General features: G+C 41.8%; 1 protein-coding gene. It reads right to left on the bottom strand.

Features of this window, described 5'->3' with window-relative positions:
* On the bottom strand, nt 1-263 hold a 263-nt coding region (locus KVT34_RS30415; protein ID WP_217563312.1), incomplete at both ends, for a Tn3 family transposase.

The raw sequence follows: 263 nt of genomic DNA, 5'->3' as shown, positions 1-263 counted from the left end.
ATGACTTTCGTATAAAAGCTTGAAAATTGATCACTAGTAAATCGATAAATGGTTGCCCCTTTTCCAGACCCGTAGTGTGGATTGGCATCGGCATGTAACGATGAAACACCAACCTGTACGCGCATTCCATCAGAGGAAGAGGTACTTCCATCTCCCCAATAGGAAGCTAGTTTAAGCTTATGTTGAAAATTTACTAATGTCGCTTGTGCACGACTTATAGCATCATCGAATAAACGCCATTGCGCTGCATTAGCCATTTGATG

Source organism: Paenibacillus sp. GbtcB18, from assembly GCF_019091125.1.
Taxonomy (GTDB): Bacteria; Bacillota; Bacilli; order Paenibacillales; family NBRC-103111; genus Paenibacillus_F; species Paenibacillus_F chitinolyticus.
Note: the sequence above shows the minus strand (reverse complement) of the source record. Positions and strands in the feature narration are given on the sequence as shown.